Raw genomic sequence first — 23,521 nt, 5'->3', positions numbered from 1 at the left:
CGGGGGGAACCATGGAGGACGAGTACGTCCGCAGGCTGAAGGAGTACGAGGGCCGGGCGCTGACGGCGAAGCTGGTCGGCGGGCTGACCGTGGCCGGGTGGCTCTGGGCGCTCTGGCTGGTCCTCGCTCCGGGCAACGGGCTGTGCGGCTCACCGGCCTTCTACCAGCCGACCGGCTTCCACCTGGCCGAGGTCTGCGACTCCGAGATGATCGGCCGGGTCGGCGGCGCGTTCGCCGTCTTCCTCGTGTCGCTCCCGGTCGCCGCGCTCTGGGGCTGGACAGTGGTGCGGCTGCGCGACAGCCGTCGGGCGGTGGCCGCCGTGGCCGGCCGGTAGCCAGGTGGGGCGGCGGCCGGCTCGGCCTCCCGGACGCCCTCGGTGCCGAAGACCTCGCGCCGAACCGGCTCCGGGGACGCCCTGGTCGCGCTCGGCCCGGTCCTCGTGGCCGCCGCCGAGGGGGCGGGGCCGGTCGCACCCCGTCGAGGTGCTGACCGGCACTCGCCGGCCCGGGCGTCAGGGGCGGGCGTAGAAGTCCGGGGTCCCCATGATCCAGAGGCTGGCCTGCTTGACCGGCATGCCGACCCGCGGGGCCTCGATCATCTGGTCGTCGCCGATGTAGAGCCCGACGTGGTGGATGTCGGCGGCACGCCCGGTGTCGGTCCAGAAGACCAGGTCGCCGGGGCGCAGCTGGCGGTAGCCGATCGGGGTGCTCTGGGCGTACTGGTCGGCGGCGAAGTGGTTGAGCTGCCGGCCGCCCTCGCGCCAGGCCATCATCGTCAGTCCGGAGCAGTCGTAGCCGCCCGGGCCCTCGCCGCCCCAGATGTAGGGCAGGCCGATCTTGGACTTGGCGAAGGCGATGGCGGCGGCCGCGCCCTCGGCGGACCACGGGCGGGCGGGGGGCGGTGCGGGGTGGGCCCTGGTAGCAGCGGCGGCCGCTGCCGCCGCGGCCTCGGCCTCCCGGGCGGCCTGCTCGGCGGCGGCGCGGGCGGCGGCCTCGGCCTCCTGGGCGGCGATCTCCTCCAGGGCCTCGCGGCGCCGGCGCTCCAGCTCGACGGTGGTGTTCCGGGCGGCGGCCAGCTCGGCCAGCAGTTGCTCGCGGCGCCGCCCGGCGGCGGCCACCTCGTCCTGCTGGGCGGCCAGCCGCTGCTCCGCCCCGACCTTGGCCGCGCCGACCTCGGCGGCGGCCTTCCCGGCGGCCTCGGTGGCGGCCCGGGCGGCGGCGGAGGCGCCGCGGGCGGCGGCCGCGGTGGAGGTGGCGGCGTCCAGGATCTGCCGGGTGCGCTCGCTGACCTGGCCGACCGCGGCGGCGCGGTCGCCCGCGTCGCGCGCGCCGTGGGCGCCGAGCAGGGCGTTGAGGGCGGACAGTTCGGCACCCGCGCCCTGCCGGTACGTCTCGGCCGCGAGCCGGGCCGCGTCATCGGCGGCGGCCGCCCGCTCGGTCTCGGCGGCGGCGGCGCGCTGCGCGGCGGCGGCCTCCTCGGCGCGGGCCCGGGTGAGGGCGAGCCGGGCGCCGTTGTAGGCCTCGACGGCCTGTTCGGCGGTGCGCCCGGCCCGGTCCAGCTCGGTGCGGGCGGCGGTGAGCGCGGCCTCCAGGGCGGCGGCCGAGGAGGCCTTGCCCTCGGCCTCGGCCCGGGCCCGGTCGATCTCCTCGGTGGTCGGGTACGGGTCCTCGCTCACGGCCCGGCCGGCCGTCGGTTCGGGGTCGGCCGGGGCGGCCTGGGCGGCGGGGAGCAGCCCGAGCAGGGCGGTGAGGGACAACAGGAGGGTCGGCAGGATCCTGCGCGCCACGCGACATCCCTTCTGACGGGTCCGGAGGGGACGGCGTCGGACGGCGCGCGGCGTACGGGCGGTCGGTGGCCCGGGGGTCGGCGGGGATCCGATGAATCATCCCATCACGTGACAGAACGGTCATATGATGCTCATGTTCTCAATTCCGGCGGCCTTCACGCCCGGAAAGTGCTCCGCCGGTCGGGTGACCATCGAATGATCTGACCAAGCCTCGGCTCCGGCCGGACAGCGGGGCGGGCAGGAAACCGGACGGGGAAACGGACCGGGACCCAAGCGCAGGGCCGGACTACCGGCCGATCCGACGGGTGTGGGTGCGCAGCCGGTGGTGCCGCTCCGGCCGGCTCTCCAGCCCGGTCGGCCCCACCGCGAAGACCCGGCTGCGCCCGGCCCGGACGGTACGACGGCGCTGCTGCGCCAGGCGGGAGCGGTCCGGACCGGCCTCGGCCGACCCGAGCGCCGGGTCCGCCGCGCCCCGGGCCGTCCCGGCGGCGGCCGCCGAACGGCGGTCGGCCAGCCGGGCCTGACGGCGGGCCAGCGCCCGGGCGGCGTGCGCGTCGAGGTGGGCGCTGGCCCGGGCGGCCATCCGCTCGGCCACCCGGTGCGCCGCCGGGTGGCTGGCGGGCACCTTGTCGGGGGCGCCGGCGATCAGGTCGAAAAGCCAGGTGCGGGCCCGGTCCGCGCGCCGGTGCAGCAGGCGCTCGCGCCGCAGCGCACGCGCCCGGCGGCGGGGGCGCGCGGCGTACCGCCAGCGGGCCCACGGGCTGCTCGGGCGGGCCAGCCGGATCGCCCCGATCCAGGACAGGCCGGGGACCATGATCCCGAGCAGGCCGGTCCACACCTTCCCCTTGAGCAGGGTGATCACCGAGGCCAGCGAGTTCACCGAGATGATCGTGATCAGGCCCCACCTGGTCTCCTCGCCGGGCACCACGCCGAGCGGCACGTACCCGACCAGCAGCAGGGAGGTGAACAGGATGCCGAAGATCACCGCGTCCACCGATTTGCGGCCCTGTTCGCTCCAGTACACGTCGTCCAGGTGCAGGATCAGCGCGAACTCGTCCAGCACCAGGCCGCAGCCGATGCCGAAGGCCAGGCCGAACACGTCGATCCACGGGTGCCCGCCGTAGGTGGCGAACACCCCGATGCCGCCGACCAGCAGGAAGCCCAGGCCGAACACCATGTGGTGGATGTGCAGGCCGCCCGGGGTCACGTTGCCCGGCCACCAGCGCACCTGAGCGCGGATCATCCGGACGCTGAACCGGATGAAGACGAAAGAGGTGATGAATCCGACCAGCAGCAGGAACAGCGGTTGCTTGTGCGCGGCGACGATGTGCTCGCGGTAGCCGTCCAGCAGTGTCGTCATGGGTCTTACCTTCGTTCCTGGTCCTGCGTCCTGCCTGCCGTGACGGGGCCCGGGGCCGGGGCCCGGGGACCGCATCGCCCCGGCACCGGCCCGGCGTCCGGCCCGACGTCCGGTCAGAACCCTCGAGTGCGCTTGGCCGCCCGGCGCGGCACGACCGGGTAGAGCGATGGGCGCTCGGCGCCGACCGGCAGTTTCAGGAACAGCCGGGCGATCTCCCCGCCCAGGTTCACCCCGACCGCCAGCGCCATCGCGATCGCCGCCGCCCGGAAGACCGACACCAGGCCGGCGCTGGAGTGCCCCTGGGCGAAGGCGAGCATCCCGAGGTAGAGCGCCGAACCGGGCATCAGCGGACCGATCGCGGCGGTCACGTACGGCAGCGCCGACCCGTTGCGGTAGCGCGCCATCAGCTGGCCGAAGAGGCCGACCAACCCGGCCGCCACGCCGGTCGCCGCGATCGGGTTGACGCCCGCGTTGTACACCAGCGCACCGTAGCTGGCCCAGCCGATGCCGCTGTTGACGGTGACCAGGGCCAGCGTGCGACGGTCGGTCTGGAGCAGCGTCGCGAAGGCCAGGGTCAGCAGCATCGCGGCGACCATCTGGACCGGCGGGTAGTTGACGCCCACCAGGCTCTCGTCCGGGCGCAGGTTCGCCTCGAAGCCGACGCCCAGGTAGAGGATCACCATCACCCCGATCACGATGCCCGCGACCAGGTAGATCACTTCCAGCAGACGGGCCGCGGCGGTGATGTAGAAGCCGGTCAGGCCGTCCTGCACGGCGGCGACCAGGGCGCGCCCGGGCAGCAGGGCGAACAGGCCACCGGTGATCACGACCGAGCCGCGCAGGCCCCAGTCGTTGAGCGAGAGGATGATGCCGGAGGCGGCGGCCGGCATAGCGGCCGCCACGAACTGGTAGAACTCCGGCAGCCGGCGCCGGGCCAGCGCGGAGGCCAGCCGGTCGCCCAGGACGGCCGCGACGAAGGCGCTCGCGAACACCAGCCAGGCCTTGTCGTCCACCCGCCCGCCGACCAGGAAGGTCGCCGCGCCGGCCAGCAGGCCGGTGGTCAGGGCGAGGAACCAGGCGGGGTACGGGTGCCGGTTGCGGCGGATCAGCGCGAGCCTGCGGTAGGCGTCGTTGACCGTCACGTTCTCCGCGGTGATGTCCGCGACCAGCGCGTACACCGCGTCGAGCCGGGTGTAGTCGGAGGTCCGGCGGCGCACCACGCGGTCGGCGGTGACCGGCGGCTCGACCAGCGAGGGCTGGTACGAGATGCCGATCAGGGTGAAGGTGACCTGCGGCTCGCAGCGGTCCAGCCGGTAGGCGTGCGCGATGCCGAGCATCGCCGCCTCGACGTCCTCGGCTGCCTCGCCGCTGGCCAGCAGCAGCTCGCCGATGCGCAGCGTCAGGTCGAGGATGCGCGGGACGTTGCGGGTGACGGACGCGGAGGGGTGCATTTCGCGGGCGGTGCGCTCGAAGGCGGGCCGCTCGGACATCGGGGTGCGCAGCAGGGTGCGCATCCGGTCCGGCCAGGGCGCCTCACCGGGGGCGCCGGCGGTGAGGTCCGGGACCGGGATGCCGGTGGGCGGGGTGTATCCGGCCGCCCGCCACTCCTCGGGGGTGAGGGTGTCCTCGGCGACCGAACGGCGACGGGCCGGGCGCTCGGTCTCGGCCGGTCCGGTCGCGGCACGGACCGCCGGCCCGGGTACCGGCTCGGGCTCGGGCTCAGGGGCCAGCAGGCCCTTGGTCTCCGGAACGGGCAGGGCGAGCGGGACGACGGTGGTGGGCTCGACCGGCGGGGCGGGGTAGCCGAGCAGGCCCTCGGTGGGCGGGGCGTCGGCGGGGTGCACCGGCTTCGGGGGTGCCTGCCGCGCCTGTCGGACCGCCCGGCCCCCCCTCGCCCGCTTGCCCGTACCCGGTCGGCCCCGCTTAGGCACTTCCGCTCCTTGCCACCCCTGGCGGCCTCCGGCCACCGCTCGATCTCGGGTTACACCTTGCCTGATCGAACAGCCGGACGCACATGTACGCGGCGTCCCGTGGCCGGAGCGGCGGACGCCTACCCGGCGCGGTGGCGGGTGGCGGACGCCGCGCCGGAGCGGCGCGCCCGCAGCAGCTCGATCGCCACCGGGATCACCGAGACCAGCACGATGCCGACCAGGATGGCCTCGATGTTGTCCCGGACGAACGGGATCTGCCCCAGGAAGTAGCCGAGCACGGTGACGCCGCCGCCCCACAGCACGCCACCGACCAGGTTGAACACCACGAAGCCGCGGTAGTTCATCCTGCTCACCCCGGCGACGATCGGGGTGAAGGTGCGCACGATCGGCACGAAGCGGGCCAGCACGATCGCCTTGGGGCCGTGCCGGTCGAAGAAGGCGGCGGCCTTCTCGACGTTCTCCTGCTTGAAGACCCGGGAGTCGGGACGGCGGAAGAGGCTCGGGCCGACCTTGCGGCCGAAGAGGTAGCCGACCTGGTCCCCGGCCACCGCGGCGACCACGATCAGCGCGCAGACCAGCCAGAGCGGCTGGTGCAGGTAGGTGCCGCCGGCCACCAGCAGGCCGGTGGTGAACAGCAGCGAGTCACCCGGCAGGAAGAAGCCGATCAGCAGGCCGGACTCGGCGAAGACGATGGCCAGGATGCCGATCAGGCCGAAGGTGGAGATCAGGGTGGTCGGATCGAGCCAGGACGGGCCGAGGGCGAGGCTGGTCACGGTGCGGGCACTCCGGGAGGTCGAGTCTTGGCAATGAAACAGTAAAGCATTGACAAAGACTCGGCTGGAGGCGGAATGGTTCCCGGGCCGTCCCGCACACGGCCGGGCACGGAGCGCGCGGGACGGCCGGGAACGCGCGCGGCCCCGGCGGGGGCCCGGAGGGGCCGGCCCGCCGGGGCCGCGCGGTCGAGGACGGTCAGAGCCCGTAGCGCTCGACGATCTCCTCGTGCCGGGCGGGGGCCGCGCCGGCCGCCTTGGCCAGCTCCGCCCAGGCGAGTGGGTGGGCCCAGCCGTCGGTCAGCCGCAGCAGCAGGGCGTCGGCCTCGGCGGCCGAGGCGGTCGGCGGGACGCCGAGGGCCGCGTAGACACCGGGCAGGGTGTCGCCGCCGTCCGCCGGGTCGGTGATCCGGTACTGGTCCCCGCTGTACACCCAGACCGCGTACCCCGCCCCGTGCAGCTCGTCCCGCAGGGCCGACCACGGCTCGTCGCCGGGCCAGCCGCCGTCGATCCAGTAGGTGGTGTACCCGGCCGGGTCGAGCAGGGTGAGCAGCTCGAACACCGGGCGCCAGCGCTGCCGCTCCTCCTCGGGCGCGTCCTCGGCCGGCGGGCGCTCCAGCAGGGCCGGGGCGAAGACCACCACGTCGCCGTGGTTGAGCGTCAGGTCGTCCCCGAGCACGGGCAGGATGCGGGCGGTGGCCGGGCCGGTCCGCAGGGCGGGCAGGTCGGACGTCGCGCCGTTGGTGCGGGTGGCCCGGACGGTGACCAGCTGCCACTCCTCGTCCACCGGGCCCTCGGGCTCGTCGAACTCGATGTCGAGCAGCGCGCCGGTGGAGCGGACCACCGCCCAGTCCCGGTTGGCGGTGGCCGCGGTGATCAGGTGCCACAGGTCCGGCTCCCGGACCGCCCGGTGGCCGTCCTCCTCGGCGGAGTCCTCGGCGGTGTCCGCGGCCGGCGCCGCGCGCTCCAGCAGTTCCAGGTACATCCGCTGCGCGGTGGCGTGGTCGCCCAGCTCGGTCGCGGCGTGGGCGGCGAGGCGACGGGTGTTGATCACCTCGTCGTCCAGCACCAGGATCGCCCGGCACTGCTCCAGCGCCTCGGCCCAGCGGCCCTCGGCGGCGGCCCAGCGGGCGCGTATCCAGTGCCCGTCGGCCGGGGCCGAGACGGCCACCCGGTCGGCGAGGCGGCGGATGCCCTCGGCGTCCCGGGCCTCGATCAGCATCTCGCCGAGCGCGCCGGTCAGCTCGCGGTCGGCCGGGTCGTCCTCCAGGTACCGCCACAGCAGGTCGGCCGCGGCGCGGGCGTGGCCGAGGCCGCCCAGCACGGTGGCCAGGAGCACCGCCAGTCCGGTGGCGCCGGCCTGCTCACCCCGGTACCGGTCCAGGGCGACGGAGAGCAGGTCGGCGCCGGTCTCGTAGGGCACCCGGACCTCGGCCAGGTGCGCCGTCAGCTCGCCCGGCGGGACGGGCAGCTCGGGCTCCGGCAGTGCCTCGGCGGCCGCGCGCAGCGCCGCGACCTGCTCCGACACGCCTTCGGTGCGCCGCAGCCGGGTGAGCTTGCGCTCCCCGGTCGCGGCGAGGGTGAGCGCCACCGTACGGGCACCGCGGGCGAGCGCGAGCCGCCCCGCCGCCAGCAGCAGGTCCACGCACGGGCGGTGCGCGCCGACGCCGTCCAGGTAGCCGACCCAGCCGGCCAGGACGGCGCCCAGTTCGGCGTCGTTCTCCCGGGCCCCGGCCGCGACCAGCAGCTCGACCGTCTGCGTCCAGGCGGTGCGCAGGTCGGCGTGCCGTTCGGCCTCGGCCCGCTCGGGCAGCAGGGCGAGCGCCTCCTCGGTGCGGCCGAGCGAGGCGAGCGCGCGGGCCCGCAGCAGGGCGCCCCAGCGCTGGTCGCGCTCGTCCAGCCGGCGCCCCTGCGTCTGCTCGGCCCGCTCGGCCGTCGCCAGCAGCTCCAGCACCTCCTCGTGCCGGCCCAGCAGGTGCAGGGTGCCGGCCCGGGCCTGGTGGAAGCGGAGCGAGACCGGCTGGCCGGCCGCCCGCATCCGGTTGGCCGCGGAGTCCAGGTGGTCCAGCGCCTCGGCCGCCCGGCCGTCGTCCTCCAGGGCGTCGGAGTACTCGCGGGACAGGCAGTCGTAGCAGGCCCGGTCGGGCTCGATCCGGTCCAGCGTCTCGCCGACCACGGCGAGCCGCTCGGCCACGTACCCCGGCCCGTCGACCCGGGCGTGGCAGATCGCGAAGTCCTGCACCACGCAGACGGACTGCGGGCAGTTCGCCGTCTCCTCCCGGTGCGCGAAGTCCAGCAGGTCGACCGCCTCGGGCAGCACCGCCTCGCCCTGCTGGCGCTTGTTCAGCAGGTTCTGCATCCGCCAGTGCCGCAGGTAGACCTCGACCCAGGGCAGGCCGAGCGCCCGGGCGGCGGCCACGGCCTCCGGGTAGAGCGCGTCGAGCTGCTCGTTGCGCCCCTCGGTGGCGTGCTCGGGCAGCTCGACGATGGCGTCGGCCAGCCGGTGGTGGCCGGCCTCGGCCAGCTGCCGGTGGGTGTCGCGCACCCAGGCCCAGATGTCGGTGGTCATGCCTGCTCCCCCTGCGTCGTGCTGATGAGGTGTCTACCGCACCCCACTGACAATCCGTCCGTCACCGCTCCTCCGAGAGCGCCCCGGGGCTGTCCGGGACCTCCGGCAGACCGGCCGGCACGGCGGCGGTCAGGGCGGAGACCGCGGTGCCGATGCCGGCCAGCGCGGCGGTGAGGTCGCCCTCGGACGGTCCGGACGAGGCCGCGGCCATGATCACCTTGATCGAGCGGAGCAGCCCGGCGGCGGTCGCGCTGCCGGTGTGCCCGCCGCGGTAGGCGGCCAGCAGGTCCCGGACCGCCGGGCTGGCCAGGTTGAGGTAGAGCCGGGCCCGGACCTCGCCGTCGGTGCGGGCGGTGAAGGCGCGGGCCAGCCGCAGGGCGGCCGAGGGTATCCGGGCGTCCGCCCGGTCGTCCTCGATCCGGGCCTTCAGCTCGGCCTCGCGGTCCGGCACCAGCACCAGCGGCAGGCCGGGCGGGTCGAAGCGGGCCGGGACGAGCTGCTCGCCCGGGTCGGCGAGGGCGCCGGCCAGCCAGGCCGACTCGTGCTCCGGCAGCGGGCGCTCCGGGTCGCGGAACAGCTCGCGGTCGCCCTGCTCGCTGCCCAGCTCGACCACCCGGCAGCCGCGCAGCTGGGCGTAGCGGCGCAGGAACGGCAGGACGGCGTAGCGGTCGCCGCGGGCGATCGGCACCCGCATCGCCCGGTACAGCATCTCCTCGAAGCCGCCGCCGCTGCCGAGCGCGACGTGCACCGCGCCGCCTCCCGCCGCGCGCAGCGCGCCGGCCGTGAGGTCGCCCTGCGAGGTGGGCACCGGGACGTCGTCGGCGAGCAGGGTGAACAGCCGGTCGTCGCAGAGCGCGGCACCGAGCAGGTCGTTGCCGTGCCGGGCGAGGATGCGGCGCCACGCGGCGGGCCGCAGCCGGGCGGTCTCGTAGAGGCCGTCCACGATGGCGTCGGTGAGGGCCTTGCGCAGCGCGTGGTAGTGCTCGTCGCGCTGGAGGTCCTCGCGGCTGGCGGTGGGGGTGAGCCGGTTGGACTCGACCACGCCGCCGATGAACCCGGCCCAGCGGGGCAGCAGGTCGCGGGCGTCCTCGGCGAGCAGCATGCCGCGCAGGTAGACGGCGAGGTCACGGTTGTCGCTGCTGCCGTAGGTGCCGCCGTCCTGGACCCAGAGCAGGCCTACCGCATCGGTGACGTCCTCGACCGGGTGGACCGGGAAGGCGGTGAGCGGCTCGAAGCGGCGGCCGAAGGCGGCGGCGAAGCGCATCCGGGCGGCGTACTGGTCGCCGTCGGAGGGGTGGCGCCAGGGCACCTCGACGGAGTTGACCGGCTGCTCGTCGTCCCCGAGGTGGACCGGGACCGGCAGCAGGACGCAGTAGCGGGTGAGCACGTCGCGCAGCACGTCCTCGTCGGCGAGGTGGGCGTGCTCGGCCTTGAGGGTCAGCTCGACCACCGTGCCCGGGCGGGGCCGGGCGGGCACCGGCTCGACCCGGTACTGCTCGCCGCCGCGGCTGCGGTAGCGGTGGCCGAGGTGCGGTTCGCGGTGCGAGGTGGTGGTGACGGTGACCTCGTCGGCGACCGAGAAGGCGGAGAGGAAGCCCAGGCCGAAGGCGCCGATCAGCTCCTGGTTGCCGGTCAGTTCGCGCAGCATCCGGGTGTAGCCGGTGCCGACGGTGGCCAGGTAGGAGTGGATCTCGGGTTCGGTGAGGCCGGCGCCGGTGTCCTCGATCGCGACGGTCCGCCGGGCGGCGTCGGCGCGCACCCGGATCAGCGGACGGTGGTCGCCGTCCGGGTCCTCCAGGAGCCGGCGGGTGTGCGAGTCGTGCGCGTTCTGGACGAGTTCGCGCAGGGCGACCAGCGGGGTGGAGTAGAGGTGGGTGGCGAGGACGTTCACCAGGCCGCCGAGATCGACCTCGGTCGTGCGCAGCTCCTCGGCGGGGGTGGGCTCGGGCGGGGCACCATCAGACATGGGTCCCCAGTGTGCCAGTGCGACTATCTGGCGACCATTTCTTTCTTCTTCGGCACCCTCCTGACGGAATGACGGAATACCGTCAACTCCGAATTGACCGATCCTCCCCCATCGGGGGAATTGCCACCCGTTCGGTGGAGTTCGTCCACCGCACTGGTGAATGCTGAACCGGCGACGTACGTACGGCGAGCCGCCCGGCCCCGCGGGCCACGGCGCCCCGGAGCGGCCACCCCGGACGGCGCCACGATCCGCACTTCTCGCCAGGGAGACCAGCGTGCCCCGTATTCGCGCAGCCGCCGCCACCGCCCTCGGGGCGTTCCTCCTCGTCGGCGTCGGCGCCGCCACCGCGCACGCCGACGACGGCGCCGGCGCGACCGGCCACTCCAACGGCAGCGTGGTGAGCGACGCGGGCTCCGGCAACATCATCGGCGACGTCCACGGAAACGTGATCAACACCCAGCAGACGGCCACCGGTTCGGGTGCGGGCAACCAGAACAACACCCTCGCGGTGACGGGCAACGGCGGAAGCGTCAGCGGCACCCAGAACAACAGCGGGAACACCGGCGCCCCCCAGGGCAACGGCGGGAACTCCCGGGGCACCGGCGGGAACTCCCGAGGCACCGGGGGCAACCGCTAGAGCGCCCCTCCCCCGGACGTCCCCAGCACCGCCCGGCCGAGCCGGAGCAGGCAGTCCCCGAGGTCCGGCCTGGTGCTGTGCGGACGGTTCCGCACCCCGTCGTTGACCAGCGCGAACAGCGCGTGCACCCGGATCCGGGCGGCCGCCGGGTCGAGCCCGGGGTGCACCTGCCGCAGCAGGCCGACCCAGGTGCGCAGGAAGTCCCGCCGGAAGTCCACCGCGGCCCGGCGGTCGGGCGGGGCCAGCCGCTCCGTCTCGCTCAGCATGGCGCCCAGGTAGTCCCCGTTGCGCAGCGCGAAGCCGACGTACGCGCCCAGCCCGGCCTCCAGCGCCGCCCCGGGCCCGGCGGCGGCCGAGATCGCGCCGTCCACCTCGTGCCAGAGCCGCTCGCGGCTGCGCACCAGCGAGGCGGCGAGCAGCTCGGCCTTGCTGTCGAAGTGCCGGTACACGCTGGGGCCGGATATGCCGACGGCGGCGCCGAGTTGGTCGGTGCTGACGTTGTCGAAGCCGCGCTGGTGGAACAGCCGGACGGCCGCCGCGAGCAGCTCCTCCCGGCGCGCCCGCGGCCTGGGCTCCGGCGCCGGCCCGGAGGCGGTCCCCGGCGCAGCCGACACCGGCCCGGAGGCGGGCTCCGGCGCCACCGGCACCGGCCCGACGCAGGGCCCCGCGGCCGTACCGCCCAGGGGGACCGCCAGGACGGCCGCGACCATCCCGCGCAGCAGCGCCTCGGCCCGTCGGGGCTGCGGCGCCGCCGACTGGTAGGACAGCCCGGCACAAGCCGAGAGCGCCGACCAGCAGAGCAACTCCGCGTCCCCGGCGGTGAGTTCCGGCCGTTCCACGCGCAGCACGGCGACCATCAGGGCGACGTCGGCGCGCAGTTCACGGCGCAGTGCCGCCCGCCGGGCCGGCGGCAGCAGCCGGGCGTCGCGCTGCACCAGGGTGCCGAGCGGGCGGTGGCCGACCGCGACGGCGGCCAGCGCGGCGCCGAGGTCGGCGGTGGTGCGGGCCGGACGCAGGCCTTCGGCGAGTGCGTCCAGGCCCAACCGGACGGCCCGGTCCAGCAGTTCGGGCTTGCCGCGGAAGTGCCGGTAGAGCGCGGGCGCGGTGATGCCGACACCGGCGGCGACCTCGGTCATCGAGACCTGGTGATAGCCGCTGCGGTGGAAGCGGTCGGCGGCCACGGCCAGGATCTGGGCGCGCCGCCCGGGCGGCCGTCGGACCACCATGGCGAGCCTCCCTCCCCTTCGGCCGGGCACCGACCCGGCTGGTCCCGCACCGGCCCGGCACTGGTCCGGCACGGCGCCGGCCTCTGGAACGGGACCGTGACCGGCGTCGACGGAAGGCTAGCAAGGATTCACTTCGCACCCCCGCCGGCCGCGCTCCCCACCGGCTTTCCGCGCCCGGCCGACTCTGGACAGCCGAAGCTACCCCGGATTAACTTGTGGAGCCACCACCAGGCAGGTTCCGCCCCGGCCGGCAGCCCCGGCCGGCGCCGTCGAAGGGAGCGCCGCCGTGCGCCGCACCGTGTTCAACGAGGACCACGAGGCCTTCCGGGAGACCATCCGGGACTTCATCGCCAACGAGGTCGTCCCGGTCTACGAGAGCTGGGAGGCCGACGGTCACCCGCCGCGCGACTTCTACCGGCAGCTCGGCGAGCTCGGCGTCTACGGCATCGAGGTGCCGGAGGAGTACGGCGGCGCGGGCGAGAGCGGCTTCAAGTACCAGGCGGTGATCGCCGAGGAGACCGCCCGGGCGGGCGTGAGCTTCGGCTCCTCCGGCGTGCACACCGGCCTGGTCCTGCCGTACCTGCTGGAGTACGCGAACGAGGAGCAGAAGCGGCGCTGGCTCCCCGGTTTCGTCTCCGGCGACATCATGACCGCGATCGCGATGACCGAACCGGGCGCCGGCTCCGACCTCGCGGGCATCTCCACCACCGCACGGCTCTCCGAGGACGGCACCCACTACGTCCTGAACGGCGCCAAGACCTTCATCACCGGCGGCGTGCTGGCCGATCTCGTCCTGGTGGTCTGCCGCACCGCCCCGTACGACCCGGAGAACCGACGGGCCGGGCTGTCCATCCTCTGCGTGGACACCGCCTCCGCGGGCTACACCGTCGGCCGCAAGCTCCAGAAGATCGGCCTGCGCACCTCGGACACCGCCGAGCTGGCGTTCAGCGACGTCCGGGTGCCGGTGGAGAACCTGCTCGGCGAGGAGGGCAGGGCCTTCTCCTATCTGACCCACAACCTGGTGCAGGAGCGACTGGCGATCGCCGTCGGCGCGTACGCGGCGGCCGCGGCGGCGGTGCGGTTCGCGGTCCAGTACGTCAAGGACCGCAAGGTGTTCGGCAAGGCGGTGGCCGAGTTCCAGAACACCAAGTTCACCCTGGCCGACTGCGAGTCCCAGGTGGTGGCGCAGCAGTCGATGGTGGACCGGGCGCTGGAGCTGTACCAGCTCGGCGAGCTGACCGTCGCGGACGCGGCCGCGGCGAAGCTGTTCTGCACCGAGTCGGCCTCCACGGTGATCGACAAGTGCCTCCAGTTGCACGGCGGTTACGGCTACATCCTGGAGTACCCGATCGCCCGGCTCTACACCGACAACCGGGTGTTCCGGATCTACGGCGGCACCAGCGAGGTCATGCGCAGCATCATCGCCAAGTCGCTGGGCCTTTAGGGCCGTTCGGGTCCGACGGCACGGCGGGCCGTCGTTCCGCGGCGGCCCGCCCCGCTGTTCGCCAGCCCGGCGGCCGGTCTCAGTTGGGTGAGCTGTGCTCGGTGCGCCAGGCCTCCCAGCCCGCGTTGGACGCCACCTTCGCCTCCCGCAGGGCCCGCTGGGCGAGCGCGGTCGGCGGAGTGTCCAGACCGCGCACCCAGCTGCGGCCGGCCGCGATCAGCGCCGCGCACACCACCACCGTCCCGGTCGCGCTGAGCAGGGTGCCGATCGCGGTGAGCGCCACGCCGCCGGTCAGCAGCGGGCGGTTGACCTGGAACCCGGAAATGACTCTGTCGTTGGTCGCCATGCCTCCACGATGCGGGCAGTCGGCGGAGCCTGCACCTCGGACCGCCCGGCCGCGGCACCTCCGGGTGCGGGGCGCCCGGGCGTCCGCGACCCTGGGCTCACGGAGTGCGCCCGGAGCCAGGAGGAGGCGCGGTGCCCGATCTCGAACAGCTCGCCGTGGAGCACGCCGCCCGGGCGGCGGAGAGCCCGCACGGGCGCAGCGCCCACCTGGTCCTGCACGACGGGATCCTGCGGCAGACCGTGATCGCGCTGACCGCGGGCACCACGCTGGACGAGCACAACCCGCCCGCCGCGGGCAGTGTCCAGGTGCTGCGCGGCCGGGTCTCGCTGACCATCGCCGGCCGGCGGCTGGAACTGCAGGCCGGCCACCTGGAGCCCGTCCCGCAGGAGCGGCACGGGCTGCTGGCGCATGTCGACTCGGTGGTGCTGCTGACCGCCGTCACCGCGTAGCGGGAGAGGACTCCGCAGCGGGAGAGGACTCCGCAGCGGGCGAGAGCTCAGTAGCGGGTCAGTGCTCCACGGGGGCGAACACGCCGTCGCTGACCAGCCGCAGTCCCCACAGGAAGTCCTGCCCGCTGGGCGCGAGCTCGGGCGCGGCCAGCCACTGGGCGCAGTAGCCGGCCAGCAGCGTCTGGTAGAAGGACCCGCGGGCGACCTCCTCCGCGGTGTCCGGCACCTCGGGCAGCCCCTGGAACACCGCGGCCAGTCCGAGCCGGCCCTCCTTCTGCGCCGCCGCGAAGGCGTCCGCCAGGTCAGGGGCGTGCCCCGCCTGGGCGAGCGCCTCGAACTGGGCCGCCCAGAGCCCGCGGTGCTCGACGAAGACGTCCCGCAGGCCGTCCCAGACGGCCGCGAAGCGCACCTCCGGGTCGTCCGACACCTGGTTGGCGGCGATCACCACCGCGCCCAGGGCCTCCCCCATCTCTCCGATCGCCTCGATCATCGCCGCGTTGAGCAGCGCCTCCTTCGAGCCGAAGTGGTAGCCGATCGCGGCCAGGCTGACGCCGGAGGCGGTCGCGATGTCGCGGGCGGTGGTGCGGCCGTAGCCCTTCTCGTACAGGCAGCGCTTGGCGCCGCCCATCAGGTCTTCGCGGTTTCCCATGCCCTGATCCTACGGAAGCCATGGACGAATGTCTCGCACATTCGTCTCACTCGATCGTCCGTCTTGCACGAGCGACTTGCACATGCGTACTAGACAAGCGTCTGAGTCATCCGTACCGTCTTCCCCATGACCGCAACCACCGGCCGCGCAGGCCGTCGCGAATGGATCGGCCTGGCCGTCCTCCTGCTCCCGACCCTCGTCCTCACCATGGACATGGGCGTGCTCTTCTTCGCCGTCCCGTACATCTCCACCACGCTGGCGCCGAGCGGCACCCAGCAGCTGTGGATCATGGACATGTACTCGTTCCTGCTGGCCGGACTGCTCATCACGATGGGCGCGCTGGGCGACCGGATCGGCCGCCGCCGACTGCTGATGATCGGCGCCGCCGGCTTCGCGGGCGCCTCGCTGCTGGCCGCCTGGTCGCACGGCGCCGACCAGCTGATCGCGGCGCGTGCGCTGCTCGGCGCCGCCGGGGCCACCGTGATGCCCTCGACCCTCGCGCTGATCCGCAACATGTTCCACGACCCCAAGCAGCGGCAGATCGCGCTCGGCGCCTGGGGCGGCATCCTCACCGCCGGGGCCACCCTCGGCCCGGTCGCCGGCGGGCTCCTGCTGGAGCACTTCTGGTGGGGCTCGGCCTTCCTGCTCGCCGTCCCGGTGATGGCCCTGGTGCTGCTGGCCGCGCCCGTCCTGCTCCCCGAGTACCGCTCCACCGGCCGCACCGGCCGCTTCGACCTGCTCGGCGCCGTGCTCTCGCTGACCGCGATCCTGCCGCTGGTCTACGGCGTCAAGACGATCGCCGTCGAGGGCTGGAGCCTGCTGCCCGGGCTGGCCGTCCCCGCCGGACTGCTGCTGGCCGGTGCCTTCGTGCGGCGCCAGCGCACCGCCGCGAACCCGCTGCTCGACCTGAGCCTGTTCCGGATCCGCACCTTCAGCGGCGCGATCAGCGTCAACAGCATCGCGATGTTCGCGATGATGGGCTTCTCCCTCTTCACCTCGCAGTACCTCCAGCTGGTCAAGGGCATGAGCCCGCTGACCGCCTCGCTCTGGTCGCTGGTGCCGAGCCTGGGCGTCGGCGCCGCGGTCGGGACCAGCTCGGCGCTGGCCGGGAAGGTCCGCCCGGCGGTGCTGATGGGCGGTGGCTTCCTGGTCGGCTCGGCGGGCTTCGCGATGATGACCCTGGTCGGCCCGCACTCCCCGCTGGCGCTCATCCTCACCGCGGCCGGCGTGCTGGCCGCCGGGACGGTCGGCACCATGACGATGACCGCCGAGATGGTCGTCTCCGCCGCCCCGGTCGAGCAGGCCGGCGCCGCCTCCGCCACCTCCGAGACCGCCGTCGAGCTCGGCAGCTCGCTCGGCATCGCCCTGCTCGGCGCGGCCGGCGCCGCGGTCTACCGCCACCGGCTGGACGGCGCCCTCCCGGCCGGCGTCGACGGCGAGGCCGCCCGGACCGCCCAGGACACCCTCGGCGGAGCGGTCACCGTCGCCGCCCACCTGCCCGGCCGACTCGGCGCCGACCTGCTGGAGACCACCCGCACCGCCTTCACCGACGGCCTGCACGTCGCGGCCGTGGTCGGCCTGGTCTTCGCCCTGGGCGCCGCCGTCCTGGCCTACCGCCTGATGCGGCACCTCCCGGCCGCCGCCCCCGCCACCCCCTCGGAACCCGCTCCGGAGCCCGCCGCCGTCTGACCCGTCCGACCCGTCCGGCCCGATCCACGCGAGTCATCGAGAGCCCCCGCCCATCCCGGGCGGGGGCTCTCCGCCGTCCAGGGAGCCGCCGGCCCGGGAGCCGCCCTCCCGCCCCCGCACAGCGGTCGCACCGAACGCCCGCGATCCCCCGCGCCGCACCTCCACCCGGGGGTGGACCGCGCCGGGTCCGCCCCCGGGTGCGTGTGCCGGCCGCCCGCCGGGAGGACCGTGGAAGCACACCTCGGATCCGACCGCCGGGAGCCCCTCATGTCCCTGCCCGCCCTCCTCTCCCTCCTCGGCGTCCTCTGCTGGGTCGCCTACGAGCTGCTGCTGCGCCGGCGCGAGGACACCGCCGCCGGCACCTGGCACGCCGACCGCCGCGACCGCGGGTCCACCCGGCTGCTGCTCGGCTGCTACGTCGTGTCGGTCCTGGTCGTGGTGCTGTTCGACCGCGCCGGGATCGGCGAACTGCCCTCCTGGGCCGCCTGGTTCGGGGTGGCCCTGGTGGTCGCCGGGCTGGCGCTGCGGGCCTGGGGCATGCGTACCCTGGGCCGCTACTACACCCGCACCCTGCGCACCGTGGACACCCAGCGCCTGGTCCGCACCGGCCCGTACCGGCTGATCCGGCACCCCGGGTACACCGGCAGCCTGCTGGTCCGGGTCGGCTACGCGGTCGGCACCGGCAGCTGGGCGGCCGCCCTGGTGGTCGTGGCCCTGCTGCTCGCCGCGTACGGCTGGCGGATCTCCGCCGAGGAGCGGCTGCTGCTGGACGCCTTCGGGAGCGAGTACGCGCGGTACCGCCGGGTGACGAAGCGCATGGTGCCGTTCGTCCACTGAACGCCCCGACGCGGTCGGCCGGGTGTGAGCTTCGGCACCCGCGTCCGGCCGGGCCGGTGCCGCCGCGCTCGCGATCCGCTCGAACGGCACCTGGTTTTTGGCCAGCGTTTCCCGGCTGGTGTATCCGTTCGCCGTCAGGTACAGGCATACTGGCCAGCACGGGCGCTAGCGCCCGCCATGACTCCTGACAAGAAGGGACCGGTGGCCAGGATGCTGCGGAACGGTCTTGAGCCCTGGCACATTCTCGTGGTGCTGGCGGTCGTAATCCTGCTGTTCGGATCGAAGAAGCTGCCCGAGATGGCCCGTGGCCTGGGCAAGTCCATGCGCATCCTGAAGGCCGAGACGAAGGCCATGCGCGAGGACGACACCCCGGCGGACGCCGCGGCCGGCACCGCGCAGAGCACCGCCGCTCCCCAGCAGGGCGCCACCGCTCCCCAGCAGAGCGCCGACCGCCCGGCCGTCACGCCGACCAACGTGACCAAGGCCACCGAGACCAAGCGGCCCGAGACGACCGCCTGAGTCCGCCCCTTCCTCCGGAAAGCCCCTGGTGAACCACCAGGGGCTTTCCGCGTTCCGGGGCCGTCCTGAACCGTTCCGGGCCCCCTCCGGCCACCGCCCCTCCCGACTGGCCGTCCGATCTGATCCGTTGTCTCCTGGTATGCACCCATCGGAGGAACGGAGCCCGGCATGCCGACCGACGAACCCGGCGCCGGGCCCGAGGGCGGACCCGGCGACGAACTGGCCGAGCTGCGGGCCCGGCTGAGTGCCGTCGAGGCCCAGGAGGCACGGCTCGCCGAACAGTTGGCCGCCGGGCCGACCGCACTCCCGGCGGACCGCCCACCGCCCCGGCACCGGGTCCGCTCCTTCCTCGCCGCCCTCCTGATCGTGCTGGCCTGCGCGCTCACCCCGCTCGGCGCCCTCGCGCTCTGGGCACGGTCCGAGATCAGCGACACCGACCGCTACCTCGCGACGATGGCCCCGCTGGCCGAGGACCCCAGGATCAAGGCGGCCGTCACCGACCGGGTGACCGCCGAGATCGTGAAGAAGCTCCCGCTCGACTCGCTGCTCGACGGCCTCGCCCCGGACGACCGGCCCAAGCTCGGCGCCCTGCTGGGCGGCATCGGCCAGGCCCTGGACGACGGGCTCGGCAGCCTCGTCCACGCCCAGGTCGAACGGCTCGTGAACAGCGACGCCTTCGTCACCCTCTGGACGGACGTCAACCGGGACGCCCATGCCGCGGTCGAGAAGATGGTGACCGGGCAGGGCGGCGGCGCCGTCGAGGTGCACGACGACACCGTGGTGCTCGACCTCGCCCCGGTGATCGCCCGGGTGAAGTCCGCGCTGGTGGACCAGGGGCTCCCGCTGGCCTCCCGGATCCCGGAGATCCACACCTCCTACCCGCTGGTACGGTCCGACGCCCTCCCCGAGGTCCGCACCACCCTGCGGGTCCTGGACCTGGCCGGCTTCTGGGTGCCGGTGCTGGCCGGGGTCTGCGCGCTCGGCGGTGTGCTGCTCGCGACCCGGCGCCGCCGGGCGGTGGTGGCGACGGCCCTCGGCATGGCGGGCGGGGCGCTGCTGCTGGGCATCGGGCTGAGCGCGTTCCGGGCCGTCTACCTGGACCGGCTCCCGGCCGATGTCGACCAGGCGGCCGCCCAGGCGGTGTACGACACCCTGGTCCGGTACCTGCGCTCGGCCGTCCGGGTGGTGGTCACCCTCGGCCTGCTGGTCGCCCTCGGCGCCTGGGTGATCGGCCCCGGACGGTGGGCGCGCACCGTCCGGGGCGGCTGGCGCGCCGGGCTGGGCGCGGTGCGGCGGGTGGCCGCACGGGCCGGACTGCGACTCGGGCCGGTCGGTCGGTTCGTCCACCGCTGGAAGGCCCCGCTGGGCTGGCTGGCGGTCGCCCTCACGGCGCTGGCCTTCGTGCTGTGGAGCCACCCGACGGTGCTGGTGACGCTCTGTCTGGCGCTCGGGCTGCTCGCCGTCCTGGCGGTGCTGGAGCTGCTGGACTCGCCGGGGCAGGACCGGGCGGGGCGGCCCGGGGAAGGAGCCGGGGCCTCGGCCTGAGGGGCGGCCCCCCGGAGTGCGGGGCCTTCCGGGGCACGGGGACCTCCGGGGCCGGCGGGGCGCGAGGACCTCCGGAGAACCGCCGAAACGGAGCGGCCGCGACTGCGGCGGCCGGCGGCCCGTACGGCGACGGCGCGGGGGCTCGCCCGATCGGACCAGGCGGGCGAGCGGACGGGCCCGGGCCCGGGGAGGCTGGGCGGGATGTCCGAGAACCCTCCGCCCCCTGCCGACCTCCGGGCCTGGCTCTGGCTGCTGATCGCGTCGACGCTGCTGATGGTCGGGTACTTCACGCTGCCCCTGGAGTGGCTCGGCGAGCGCCGGCCGGTGCTGAGCTGGCTGGTGTTCGCGGGAGCGCTGGTCGGGCTGACCTGGCTGATGCTGGCCAAGATCGTCGGGGTGATGCGGGGGACGGCCAAGCGGCCGGTGGTCTGGCTGGCCTTCCTCATCTTCCTGGCGATGACCATCTTCGCGGGGACGTACTACGTGATGGGCGCGCACAAGTCGGAGTTCGCCGGGCTGGAGACCCGGCTGGACGCGCTGTACTTCACCGTGGTGACGATGGCGACGGTCGGGTACGGGGACATCACCCCGGCCGGGCAGACGGCGCGCCTCGTGGTGGTGCTGCAGATCGGGTACAACTTCGTGTTCCTCGCGGCGGCGGCCGGAACGGCGTCCCGGGCGGTCCGGGGGAACGTGGAGCGACGGATCCGACGGCAGGACTGAGGCCGGCGCGGACGGCAACGGACGTCCGCCCGGCACCCCTGCGGCCAGACCTTTCCGACGATTCGTCAAAGTCCTTCAGTTCTTTGGCAGTTGGCTCCGCACCGGCCGCCTCGGCGAGGGCTGCGGGCCGACCGCCGCCACCCGGCCGACACCACACTCCGGCCGACCGGGCTGCCCGGATCCGCGAGGACGCCGTACCCGTAAAGTGACCTCACGAAATTCTCATGTTTTCGCTCGGCCGGACGACGCGTTCCGCGGCGGCCAGGGAGACGAAGAAGTCCGGGAGGGTCCGTGGAAGGTCATGAGGTACGCAAGCTCGCCGAGCTCGAGGACCGGCACTGGTGGTACAAGGAGCGGCGGATACTGCTGGGCCGGGAACTCGCCAAGTTCAGCAAGGCGGGCACCGCGCTGGACATCGGGGCCGCGGGCGGTGGCAACACCCGGGTGCTGAGGGCGAACGGCTGGAAGCCGATCGCGATCGAGTACGGGGAGGAGGGCGCCCGGGTGGCCCGCGACCGCGGGCTCACCGTGATGCGGGCCGACGCCCGCCGGCTCCCGGTCGCCGACGGCGCGATCGACCTGGTGGTCGCCTTCGACGTGCTGGAGCACATCGAGGAGGACGACGCGGCGATGGCCGAGATCCACCGGGTGCTGCGCCCCGGCGGGGTGGCACTCATCGCGGTGCCGAGCGACATGAGGCTCTGGTCGGCGCACGACGTCGCGGTCGGCCACGTCCGCCGCTACACCCGCGACACCCTGCGCGAGGTGATCGTCGGCAGCGGCTTCACCATGGAGACCCTGGACAGCTGGAACGTCCTGCTCCGCCCGGCCGCCGCCTGGCGCCGGAAGAAGAGCACCGGCAGCGACCTGGACGACGTTCCGGCCTTCATCAACACCGCGCTCAGCACGGTGATCGCCGCCGAGCGCTACCTGCCCGTCCAGGGCCTGCCGGGCGTCTCCCTGCTGACCCGGGCCCGCAAGCCCGTCACCGCCGCCAGGTAGGCGCCACCGGGGTTTCCGTCGGCCCCCTTGCCGCGCAAGGGGGCCGACGGGCGTGTGCCCGACGTTTCCGCCGGCCGGCCGGTGTGGTCGGTGCGGTCGGCCCACAGCACTGTCCACAGGCTGTGGACAGTGCTGTGCACTCAGGATGGAACCCTCACCCGCGGCGAAGGACACGAGTCCGCCTCCGCGAAGCCGGCAGCCGACGGCCGGAGCCGGTAGCCGGTAGCAGGCGGCCGGGCCCGTCAGTCGTCCTGGAGATCGACGGCGGTGTGCAGGGTGGCGAACAGGGCCGAGAGGCGGGCGTTCCAGTTGGCGTACGTCGGGACGTCGATGGCGTGCTTCTTGCCCATGTCCTTGACCACCTTCTGGGCGTTCTTGAGCTCCTGCGCGGCGTCGTCCGGGTTGCCCTCGTTGAGGCGCGCGGCGGTGGTGTCGAGGATCCTCAACAGGTCGGTCTGCTTGTCCCGCTCCCGGCCGACCTGGGCCTGGGCGACGGCCTGGCGGAAGGCCTGGATCTGCAGCGCCGCGGGCTGGTTGCGCGGGACGGCCTGGGTGGGGGCTGGGGGCGCGGACGGCGCCGCCGAGCTGGTGGTGGGCGCCGCCGAGGCCGCGGAGGCCTTCGGGGTGGGCGTCGTGACCGGGGCGGTGGACGGGGCGGTGGCCGCGGCGGGCTTGGCGGCGGCCGCGTTGCCGGCCGGCTCGTCGAAGGCGGTGAGGGCGAGCGCGGTGACGCCGGCCAGGCCCGCCACGCCCAACGCCCCGAACACCAGCGGCTTCCGCCGGCTGCGGGCAGGCGCGGGCGCGTTCCCGGGCCCGGGCCTTGGGACCGGGACGTAGGCGGGAGCCGCCGGGGCGGGGATCGGCGCCATCACCGAGGTGGCGGCCGGCGGCTGGGGCGGCAGCACGGTGGTGTGCTGCTGGTTCGGCGCCGGGAAGTGCGGCACCGGCGGCAGCAGCTGGGTGGCGGCCCCGCCCGCGTTCGCGAGCAGCTCCGCCGTCGGGTCGGCGACCATCAGCCCCGGTACGGTGCCGAGGAGTTCGGCCCGGGCGGTGGTCGCGTCGGCCGGGCGGTCGGCCGGGTTCTTGGCCAGCAGCCGCAGCACCGCCGCGTCCAGCGCGGGCGGCAGGCCCTGGCGGCGGGCGGACGGCGGCAGCGGCTGCTCGCTGACGTGCTTGAAGGCGATCGCCACCGGAGTCTCGGCGGTGAACGGGGTCGCGCCGGTGAGCATCTCGGTCAGCACGCAGCCGACCGCGTACAGGTCCGTCCGCCCGTCCAGTTCCGAGGCGGTGGCCTGTTCGGGCGAGAGGTAGGCGGCCGTGCCGAGCACGCTCGCGGTCTGGGTCAGGTTGCTGGAGGAACCGGCCCTGGCGATGCCGAAGTCGACGACCTTCACCCCGCCGTCATCGGTGATCATGATGTTCCCGGGCTTGATGTCCCGGTGCACCAGCCCGGCCGCGTGCGCGACCGACAGCGCCTCGCAGACCGCCGCCGCGATGCCCACGGCGCGCTCCACCGGCAGCGCCTGCTGCTCCGCCAGCAGGGCGGCCAGCGAACGGCCGTTGACGAGCTCCATGACGATGAACGGGGTGCCCTGGTCCACGCCCGAGTCGAAGACCATGACGATCCTCGGGTGCGCCAGCATGGCCGCGTGCTGCGCCTCGCGGCTGAAGCGCTCGGCGAAGCGGGGGTCGTCGGCGAGCCCGCCGTTGAGGACCTTGACGGCCACCTGACGGCCCAGCACCCGGTCCGTCCCGCGCCAGACGGTGGCCATGCCGCCGACGCCGAGCAAGTCGACGAGTTCGTAACGCCCGTTCAGCGCCCGTCCGATCACCTGGAGCTCCCCTCACGTGCCCTGCCCGGGGTCCCGGGCCGCCTCGTGCACCTGTGCACGATAGCCGCACCGCCGAACGCGCCGACCAGGGGCGGAGGGTGGCGGTCGGGGGACCGGGCAGCGGTCCCCCGGCCGCCGGCACGGGGGTGCGGCCCGCCCTGACTGCGGGCTGTCTCATATACACAACACCCAGCCCACGAGACCACAAAAAATCACGTATTACCTCATAAGCATTAAAAA

Annotated in this window: 20 protein-coding genes; 10 read left to right on the top strand and 10 right to left on the bottom strand. The window is 74.5% G+C overall.

The genetic code is table 11. From position 1 onward, the window contains the following. Positions 1 to 11 precede the first annotated feature (11 nt). Positions 12 to 335, top strand: a complete 324-nt coding sequence (locus ACFWJ4_RS31970) for a hypothetical protein (protein ID WP_359910399.1) — start codon at positions 12 to 14, stop codon at positions 333 to 335. A 177-nt stretch (positions 336 to 512) separates the two neighbouring features. On the opposite strand, the gene ACFWJ4_RS31965 is transcribed toward ACFWJ4_RS31970, so the two are convergent. The 6 genes from ACFWJ4_RS31965 to ACFWJ4_RS31940 all read right to left on the bottom strand — a co-directional run bounded on the left by ACFWJ4_RS31965 (position 513) and on the right by ACFWJ4_RS31940 (position 10,383). Then, a complete protein-coding gene (locus tag ACFWJ4_RS31965) occupies positions 513 to 1,787 on the bottom strand; it encodes a C40 family peptidase (RefSeq protein WP_380550238.1) in 1,275 nt (424 codons plus the stop codon). A 286-nt stretch (positions 1,788 to 2,073) separates the two neighbouring features. After that, on the bottom strand, positions 2,074 to 3,147 hold the full coding sequence (locus ACFWJ4_RS31960; protein ID WP_380550235.1) for a hypothetical protein: 1,074 nt from the start codon (positions 3,145 to 3,147) through the stop codon (positions 2,074 to 2,076). A gap of 113 nt (positions 3,148 to 3,260) precedes the next feature. Further along, positions 3,261 to 4,991 carry a threonine/serine exporter ThrE family protein gene (locus tag ACFWJ4_RS31955; protein WP_380550233.1) on the bottom strand — a complete coding sequence of 577 codons (1,731 nt, stop codon included), beginning with the start codon at positions 4,989 to 4,991 and terminating at the stop codon, positions 3,261 to 3,263. A 206-nt stretch (positions 4,992 to 5,197) separates the two neighbouring features. Continuing rightward, positions 5,198 to 5,851 (bottom strand): VTT domain-containing protein, encoded by a 654-nt coding sequence (locus ACFWJ4_RS31950; protein WP_359910387.1) that lies wholly within the window; start codon positions 5,849 to 5,851, stop codon positions 5,198 to 5,200. A 196-nt stretch (positions 5,852 to 6,047) separates the two neighbouring features. Beyond that, positions 6,048 to 8,417 (bottom strand): hypothetical protein, encoded by a 2,370-nt coding sequence (locus ACFWJ4_RS31945; RefSeq protein WP_380550230.1) that lies wholly within the window; start codon positions 8,415 to 8,417, stop codon positions 6,048 to 6,050. A gap of 61 nt (positions 8,418 to 8,478) precedes the next feature. After that, complete coding sequence (locus tag ACFWJ4_RS31940) at positions 8,479 to 10,383, bottom strand: ATP-binding protein (protein WP_359910382.1); 1,905 nt, start codon at positions 10,381 to 10,383, stop codon at positions 8,479 to 8,481. A gap of 274 nt (positions 10,384 to 10,657) precedes the next feature. Between ACFWJ4_RS31940 and ACFWJ4_RS31935 the strand changes: the two genes are divergently transcribed. Beyond that, the gene (locus tag ACFWJ4_RS31935) at positions 10,658 to 11,020 is read left to right on the top strand and encodes a hypothetical protein (protein ID WP_380550227.1); all 363 of its coding nucleotides are present in this window, start codon (positions 10,658 to 10,660) and stop codon (positions 11,018 to 11,020) included. On the opposite strand, the gene ACFWJ4_RS31930 is transcribed toward ACFWJ4_RS31935, so the two are convergent. Continuing rightward, positions 11,017 to 12,246 carry a TetR family transcriptional regulator gene (locus ACFWJ4_RS31930; RefSeq protein ID WP_380550224.1) on the bottom strand — a complete coding sequence of 410 codons (1,230 nt, stop codon included), beginning with the start codon at positions 12,244 to 12,246 and terminating at the stop codon, positions 11,017 to 11,019. The two genes, ACFWJ4_RS31935 and ACFWJ4_RS31930, sit on opposite strands and share 4 nt — an antisense overlap. 286 nt (positions 12,247 to 12,532) lie before the next feature. On the opposite strand from ACFWJ4_RS31930, the gene ACFWJ4_RS31925 reads away from it, so the two are divergent. Then, positions 12,533 to 13,690 (top strand): acyl-CoA dehydrogenase family protein, encoded by a 1,158-nt coding sequence (locus ACFWJ4_RS31925; RefSeq protein WP_380550221.1) that lies wholly within the window; start codon positions 12,533 to 12,535, stop codon positions 13,688 to 13,690. 79 nt (positions 13,691 to 13,769) lie between these two features. Here ACFWJ4_RS31925 and ACFWJ4_RS31920 read toward each other — a convergent pair whose 3' ends face one another. Continuing rightward, entirely contained in the window at positions 13,770 to 14,036 is a 267-nt protein-coding gene (locus tag ACFWJ4_RS31920; protein ID WP_380550218.1) for a hypothetical protein, read from the bottom strand. A 131-nt stretch (positions 14,037 to 14,167) separates the two neighbouring features. Here ACFWJ4_RS31920 and ACFWJ4_RS31915 point away from each other — a divergent pair, with 131 nt between their 5' ends. Further along, the gene (locus tag ACFWJ4_RS31915; protein ID WP_380550216.1) at positions 14,168 to 14,485 is read left to right on the top strand and encodes a cupin; all 318 of its coding nucleotides are present in this window, start codon (positions 14,168 to 14,170) and stop codon (positions 14,483 to 14,485) included. Positions 14,486 to 14,543: 58 nt separating this feature from the next. Here the strand turns inward: ACFWJ4_RS31915 and ACFWJ4_RS31910 are convergent, their stop codons facing one another. Further along, positions 14,544 to 15,134 carry a TetR/AcrR family transcriptional regulator gene (locus ACFWJ4_RS31910; protein ID WP_380550213.1) on the bottom strand — a complete coding sequence of 197 codons (591 nt, stop codon included), beginning with the start codon at positions 15,132 to 15,134 and terminating at the stop codon, positions 14,544 to 14,546. Between the two features lie 126 nt (positions 15,135 to 15,260). Between ACFWJ4_RS31910 and ACFWJ4_RS31905 the strand changes: the two genes are divergently transcribed. The 6 genes from ACFWJ4_RS31905 to ACFWJ4_RS31880 all read left to right on the top strand — a co-directional run bounded on the left by ACFWJ4_RS31905 (position 15,261) and on the right by ACFWJ4_RS31880 (position 21,449). After that, positions 15,261 to 16,823: an MFS transporter gene (locus ACFWJ4_RS31905; protein ID WP_380550210.1), complete on the top strand. Its 1,563-nt coding sequence runs from the start codon at positions 15,261 to 15,263 to the stop codon at positions 16,821 to 16,823. Between the two features lie 267 nt (positions 16,824 to 17,090). Then, entirely contained in the window at positions 17,091 to 17,660 is a 570-nt protein-coding gene (locus tag ACFWJ4_RS31900) for a methyltransferase family protein (RefSeq protein ID WP_380550207.1), read from the top strand. Between the two features lie 210 nt (positions 17,661 to 17,870). Further along, complete coding sequence (gene tatA, locus ACFWJ4_RS31895) at positions 17,871 to 18,179, top strand: Sec-independent protein translocase subunit TatA (protein ID WP_359910355.1); 309 nt, start codon at positions 17,871 to 17,873, stop codon at positions 18,177 to 18,179. A gap of 168 nt (positions 18,180 to 18,347) precedes the next feature. Continuing rightward, the gene (locus ACFWJ4_RS31890; protein ID WP_380550204.1) at positions 18,348 to 19,724 is read left to right on the top strand and encodes a hypothetical protein; all 1,377 of its coding nucleotides are present in this window, start codon (positions 18,348 to 18,350) and stop codon (positions 19,722 to 19,724) included. Positions 19,725 to 19,925: 201 nt separating this feature from the next. Further along, the gene (locus ACFWJ4_RS31885; RefSeq protein ID WP_380550201.1) at positions 19,926 to 20,447 is read left to right on the top strand and encodes an ion channel; all 522 of its coding nucleotides are present in this window, start codon (positions 19,926 to 19,928) and stop codon (positions 20,445 to 20,447) included. Between the two features lie 291 nt (positions 20,448 to 20,738). After that, positions 20,739 to 21,449, top strand: a complete 711-nt coding sequence (locus ACFWJ4_RS31880; protein ID WP_380550198.1) for a class I SAM-dependent methyltransferase — start codon at positions 20,739 to 20,741, stop codon at positions 21,447 to 21,449. 242 nt (positions 21,450 to 21,691) lie between these two features. On the opposite strand, the gene ACFWJ4_RS31875 is transcribed toward ACFWJ4_RS31880, so the two are convergent. Beyond that, entirely contained in the window at positions 21,692 to 23,281 is a 1,590-nt protein-coding gene (locus ACFWJ4_RS31875) for a protein kinase (RefSeq protein WP_380550195.1), read from the bottom strand. Positions 23,282 to 23,521: the final 240 nt, after the last annotated feature.

The sequence above is a fragment of the Kitasatospora sp. NPDC127067 genome (assembly GCF_042724755.1).
Taxonomy (GTDB): Bacteria; Actinomycetota; Actinomycetes; order Streptomycetales; family Streptomycetaceae; genus Kitasatospora; species Kitasatospora lactacystinica.
This window is presented reverse-complemented; position numbering and strand designations above follow the sequence as displayed.